We start from the raw sequence: 6,015 nt of genomic DNA on the forward strand, positions 1-6,015 counted from the left end.
GACCGGTGAGGATTGCGATATTGGTCATGGTGTAAGTCCTTCAGTTCCTCAAACCAGAGACCATCTCCGGCTTGCGAACATCCAGAAGAAACAGGGCATGGGAGGACTGCACCGCAGGCCGCCAGACTTGTCTGGGGGCAGAAGGGAAACCTGTTCATGACGGGTGGTGCGGGCAGGCAGCGTAGCTGCCAACACGGCCGTCAAAGGAACGGGTTGCTGTCCTCAACTGACCTGGTTCAGGACTGTTCGCGACAAAAGCCGGATGGGTATCGGGTGCGAGTCTGAAGGTGCCAAGACCCTGCTGCAATCAGTTGGCTCCATCGCCCTCCGATGCCGCCAGGACAACCATGGAGCCCAAGCACTGCTTCCCGATCTTCCTCGTTCTCGAACGGCATGTCGAGGTCAGGGCTGACCCGAAAATGGAAAGGACGGGACTAACCTGTCAGCCAAGTAAGGGAGGACGAGAAAGACTGCTTTGGGGGACATTCCGGTCAGGCTGCTTTAGGGAACGAGAATGAGGGAAGCGGTCATTTGCGGGAGGTGTTGGTTGTGACAGCAAAGCGCCCTAATTTCAGACATCCAAGCCAAACAGTCCCTTGTCCGAAACCTGAAATTGGAGTGCTTATCTATCGAGGTGATGTTACGTTGAGACGCTTATCCTATTTCCAAGACTATGTATTATCCGGAACCGCGCGGTGATCTGAACGAGTGTGGGGGCGTATGCTTACTAGTATTACGGTAGCCGGAGAGGCGACCTTTCCGGCCGACGGGGTCGAACTTGGCGATCTGAAGATGGTCAATTATCTTTTCGGCCATAACGGGTGCGGCAAGACGACGATTTCGCGGGCAATTCACGATTCCGATGCGCGTCATGGCTATTCTCTTAGCTGGAAAAACGCTCGACCGATGGCGACGCTCGTCTACAACCGGGATTTCGCTGAGGACAATTTCGGGGAGCAGCTCAAGGGTATTTTTACGCTCGGCGAGGACGCGACCAAGAGCGCGGAGAAAATCGAGCGGTTACAGGGTGAGATTGGCAAACTCGACCGCGAGATCGACGGCTTGAAACGCAATCTTGAGGGCGACGATGGCCTCAGTGGGCGGCGCAAAGAACTTCAGGATGCGAAGGCGCAACTGGAAGAAGCGTGCTGGGCATCGCAGCAAAGGCACAAGGGTTCTTTCGAAGAAGCGATGGCTGGGCACCGGCAGAGTAAAACCGCTTTCTGCACCAAAGTCCTCGAGGAAGCGGCAAACAACGCTTCAGACCTTCTCGGCCTTGATACCCTTACTGCCCACGCGGAAACCACATTCAGAACCGATGCGGCCCAGCAGACTCCGATTGCACCTATAGACTTCGCGGGCTTCGAACAGATGGAAACGTCGCCCATCCTCGACCGTAAGATTGTGGGTCGCGACGATGTGATCGTGGCGAAACTAATTGAGCAGCTGGGCAACAGCGACTGGGTCAAAGAAGGTGTCGATTATCTCGATCCGGCAGATGGCCTTTGTCCCTTTTGCCAGCAACCAGCGCCGGCGGAACTGCGTGCTAATCTCGACGCGTTCTTCGATCGCCAATACGAAGAGGATATCGCGGAAATAACGGCGCTTGCTGGCCGATATGCCAGCGCGGTCGAGACGGTCGAGCAACGCGTGCAGAGCTTGCTCGCCACTCCGTCGCGCTTCATCGACGCCGATGCTCTCACCGAACGCCTTGAGAGGCTCAAACGCACATTCGATCTCAATCTTGAAAGACTGGAGGCTAAACGGCGTAATCCAAGTGAGGCCGTCCACTTAGAGCCCAGCAATGAAGCGGCCAATGCGATGGCCGGGCAGGTTGCACAGGCAAACGATGCAATCCGGACACACAACGAGTTGGTTCGCGATCTGACCAGCGCCAGAGCAACGCTGAAAAGCCAAGTCTGGCGGTTCATCGTCGACGAGCGCAAGACGGATCTTGCCACTTACGACACGACGACAGAGACTGTTTCGAAAGCAATCGACGGGTTGGAGCAAGGAATTGCGGCGAAGCGCAAAAGGCGCGCGGAACTCGACACGCAATTGAAAGAGCTGGAGGCTGCGGTCACCAGCGTTAAGCCAACGGTTGATGCGATCAACGCGATACTCGCATCATTTGGCTTTACCAGCTTCAAGCTCTCGGTCGCTGGTGATCGCGGCGATATGTATCGCATCGTCCGGCCCGATGGTTCCGATGCGAGAAGCACGCTCAGCGAGGGCGAGCGCTCCTTCGTCACGTTTCTCTATTTCTACCACATGTTGGCTGGCAGCACATCGGGTACGGGAACCACAGAAGAAAAGGTTGTAGTCTTCGACGACCCAGTATCGAGCCTCGATGCCGATGTGCTTTTCGTCGTCAGCTCGCTGATCAGGAGAGTTGTTGAACAGGCTTGCAACGGTGAGGGATCCGCCAAGCAGGTCTTCGTGCTGACCCACAACATATATTTTCACAAGGAGGTCAGCTTCGACTCCAATCGACCGGCGACCGGCTGCCGCCGCGAGGAGTCATTTTGGGTGGTGCGTAAGCGCGATGGCGCATCTTCTGTCCAGCGTTATGAGTTCAACCCGGTCAAGACTTCTTATGAAATGCTATGGGAAGAGATGCGCGATAACGAGCGCGCCAACCTCACTATCCAGAACACGATGCGCCGCATTATCGAGAACTACCTGGTAGTGCTTGGCGGCTTGCGCCCGGATGATATTGTCGCAAAGTTCGAAGGCCGCGAAGCGCAGATTTGCCGCTCCCTTTTCTCTTGGACCCACGACGGCTCACATACTGCACATGACGAAATCTACCTCGCCGCCGATGACAACGCTGTGCAACAATACCTCGGTGTGTTTGAAAGGATCTTCATCAAAACCGGTCACCAAGCGCATTACAATATGATGATGCAGATCGAGAAAGATGGTTCGTTCGCGGTCGGGGATACAGCACAAGATGAAGCGTTACACTGACTCTTTGATCCAAAAACGCTTCCTTGCATGTTGCCAATGTCTGTCGATACAACTTTTGGCGCAGAGGCGCGGAAGCCGAAGCTAATCTAGTCCTCGTTCGCGCACATATTCATTCCGGTACATGTTGACGGCAATGTCGAGCATTCCGGGGCGGTCAGCAAGCTCGCGGTCATCGAGCACAAGGATCGGCACCGGGTCAGCGTTGTTGGCTTTCAGCTTTTCGAGCTCGCGAACAACGTGGCGTTCGTTGAGGCGTATCACCCAGAGTAACCCGCCAAGGTCGAACTCCCAGCGTCTACGACCTTGTCCAGGAATGCGGTGCGGCGGGATGAGCAATTCCTTCAATTCTTTGCCCTGGCTTGTCCAACGCTGGCGAAAAATGTGAAAGGTCGGATTATAGCGGCTGCCATTCCCGAAGATCAGCTCGCGCAAGAGGACCTCCCACGGTCCCAAGTCCATGTCGAAGTCACGGTTTTGCGGCGAAACCGCATGGCGCCATATGTGCGAGCACACAAATTTGAGCAGGAGATCGGGCCGCGGGTTCGGCATGTGGAGCAGCTTGCCCTCATGTGAGGGTATTGATTTGGCAAGAACCTGGCGGACCCAGTCGATCGCATAATCATCGCAGTCTTTGAGCGAGTGCTCGTGGGCATCGCACAAGATGGTTTTGTCGAAAGTCCCGGCCTGTGTGAAGCGTGTCCCTTCTAACGCCGTGCTACCTTCGTAGGCACGCGTGTCGGCTCCGCGGATATCGAGAGTAAAAGCGCGCGGTGTGAGGTGTGATTTGACTGTGGTGGGATCACCGCAAACGAGGCAAGCCATATCTATGTATCCGCTTGGCGATGCGGCTATTCGCGCAGTTCATTTCAGTACCCATTGGGGAACTCCAAGTTGTGCCGAATGCCTTCTCAAATGACGCTGTCTACCACTTGCATCAGTCGGTGACAGCAATGGCCTGACGGTTTGCGCCTTCATCTCGAGCCAGCCCGAAGTCTGCAATCCCGCCTTTAAAGCGAATGTCCGCATTGTTTCCCTACGTAACTAAAACCGGAAAGTCCGCCTCCGGCCCAGTTTCTGACGTTGCGACGGGCAAAACGCGAATGGCTAATTGTGGGCCGCTAGCCGTCGGTCCGCTTTTGATTGGCTTACATGTGAAAGCGGCCGACCGCGTTGTAGTGCAAATCTGCGTCATCTCTGTCGGTCACGGTTTTTGACCAAACTACACCCCTGTGAACCACAAAGCCTGTAGCTTCGAGGCGAGGATTTTCGACTATCGAGGTCTTTCTGTCGCCAACCTTCAATTACGCTATGGTCTTTCATCAATTCGTGAATTGCGTGTACAGAGTAAGTCGAGATGCTTACGGTGTTGGCCCTCCTGAAGCTCACGACCCCGGATGTCTTGAGGCGACCATCCTTGGTCCACCGCAATCTTTCCTGGTTCGTAATGTTGAGCGCCTTGCAGATCTCTTTCGGTGTCATGGCCTTCGTTGCAATCGCGTCTAGAGCGCCAGCGATATCGCCTGTGATCGAGTTCAGTGCCTGTTCGTCGATCTGACTTCCGATTGGAAAACGAACGGTATCGACTTCCCATTTGGCGCCCTGAAGCCCGCTCAGGTATTTCCGCAGCGCCGCACGTGCTTCCCTACGCCGCAGCCAGAGAATAGGAGAGAGGTGCAGAAACGCCTTCCAGTCAAGCGTGGCAACATGATGGCTCTCATCTCGCGTGATGCAGGAGAGAAGGTTTTCGTAGCTGACAAGTCGCTTCATCATTCGCTTACCGCAAAGGTCCGTGCACTTTGCCAGCCCCGCCAGCACGAGTTAGAGCCATTCTCATGCCTGCAACGACCATTGATGACCCGCAATCGCCATGCCAGAAGATATGTCGATTGTCGGCAAATGGAAATGTCTGCACGGGCTGTGGCCGAACGCTCGATGAGATCGCGGAGTGGTCCGAAATGTCGCCTGACCAAAGGCGAGCCGTAATCCAGGCTGCTGAGAGGCGAAGAGTCGAGGGCTTCACTCTATGAGCTTGGTTCATTTGATCCTCGGCGGTGCTCGATCGGGCAAGAGCCGCCACGCTCTTTCGATATGCGGCCGCATGCGGGGACCGCACAAGTTCATCGCCACCGCGCAGGCGTATGATGATGAAATGACCGAGCGAATCCGTCAGCACCGTGAAGAACGTGCCAATTTCTGGCACACAATCGAGGCACCGATCGAACTCGCTCGTGCGATTACATCGGTCAACGCAGGCACGGTGCTCGTCGATTGCTGCACCTTGTGGCTCTCGAACGTGATGCTGGCCGAACTCGACATCGGCAGGGAAGTGGACGCGCTGGTCGAGAGTATTGCGAGGGCTAAAGCGAATGTCGTGTTGGTCAGTAACGAGGTCGGCTCGGGCATCGTCCCGGAAAATCGCCTCGGCCGCGATTTTCGCGACGAACAGGGGCGGCTGAACCAGCGGCTGGCCGAGATTTCCGACACGGTCGAACTCGTGGTCGCTGGGCTCCCCCTTCGTCTCAAGGGTTGAGCGCTCGTGCAAGCCGTGAAAACGCGAGCTTGTCGGCGGGCAAGCCGATGCGGAGGTGATGCGCTTCCCCGACGAACCGGCGCACGGCGATGCCTTGCTCAGCAAGTCGCCGCCAGAGTGCATTTGCGTCAGATCCACGGACGAACCGGAAAAGATCGGTTCCGCCGCGGTCTTCCAACGCGGAGGTCGCGATAAGGGCGTGCATCTCCTGCATTCGCACGGCAAGGTGTCCGCGCGTAGCGGCCTGCCAGTCATGATCAGCATAGGCTGCCGCACCGATATCCAGCGCAGGGCCCGACACGTCCCATCCGCCGAGACGATCTTCGATGCTGCTCAAGATCTCTTGCGTAGCAAGCACGGCACCCAACCTCACGCCCGCAAGCCCGAAAAACTTGCCGAAGGATCGCAAGATGATCAGCCCCTTTCGTCCCGCAAGCGGAGCCGCACTTAGCGAGGGATTGAGGTCGGCATAGGCCTCGTCGACGATCAGCCAGCCGCCACGATGAGCGAGTGTA

General features: G+C 56.3%; 6 protein-coding genes. 3 read left to right on the forward strand and 3 right to left on the reverse strand.

Features of this window, described 5'->3' with window-relative positions:
* Positions 1 to 720: 720 nt before the first annotated feature.
* Positions 721 to 2,970 (forward strand): AAA family ATPase, encoded by a 2,250-nt coding sequence (locus tag ACFDTG_RS15785; protein WP_375291910.1) that lies wholly within the window; start codon positions 721 to 723, stop codon positions 2,968 to 2,970.
* An 81-nt stretch (positions 2,971 to 3,051) separates the two neighbouring features.
* Here ACFDTG_RS15785 and ACFDTG_RS15790 read toward each other — a convergent pair whose 3' ends face one another.
* Together ACFDTG_RS15790 and ACFDTG_RS15795 are read right to left on the reverse strand one after the other, a co-directional pair.
* Entirely contained in the window at positions 3,052 to 3,792 is a 741-nt protein-coding gene (locus ACFDTG_RS15790; protein ID WP_375291911.1) for a hypothetical protein, read from the reverse strand.
* Positions 3,793 to 4,158: 366 nt separating this feature from the next.
* A complete protein-coding gene (locus tag ACFDTG_RS15795) occupies positions 4,159 to 4,740 on the reverse strand; it encodes a hypothetical protein (protein ID WP_375291912.1) in 582 nt (193 codons plus the stop codon).
* 62 nt (positions 4,741 to 4,802) lie between these two features.
* On the opposite strand from ACFDTG_RS15795, the gene ACFDTG_RS15800 reads away from it, so the two are divergent.
* Both ACFDTG_RS15800 and cobU read left to right on the forward strand, forming a co-directional pair.
* Entirely contained in the window at positions 4,803 to 4,997 is a 195-nt protein-coding gene (locus tag ACFDTG_RS15800) for a DUF1289 domain-containing protein (protein ID WP_082837365.1), read from the forward strand.
* On the forward strand, positions 4,994 to 5,500 hold the full coding sequence (cobU, locus tag ACFDTG_RS15805) for a bifunctional adenosylcobinamide kinase/adenosylcobinamide-phosphate guanylyltransferase (protein ID WP_375291913.1): 507 nt from the start codon (positions 4,994 to 4,996) through the stop codon (positions 5,498 to 5,500). Before ACFDTG_RS15800 ends, cobU begins: the two co-directional genes overlap by 4 nt.
* On the opposite strand, the gene ACFDTG_RS15810 is transcribed toward cobU, so the two are convergent.
* Positions 5,490 to 6,015 (reverse strand): aminotransferase class I/II-fold pyridoxal phosphate-dependent enzyme (locus ACFDTG_RS15810; RefSeq protein WP_375291914.1); only part of this gene is annotated, 526 nt, incomplete at its 5' end. The two genes, cobU and ACFDTG_RS15810, sit on opposite strands and share 11 nt — an antisense overlap.

The organism is Qipengyuania sp. (genome assembly GCF_042095715.1).
Lineage (GTDB): Bacteria > Pseudomonadota > Alphaproteobacteria > Sphingomonadales > Sphingomonadaceae > Qipengyuania.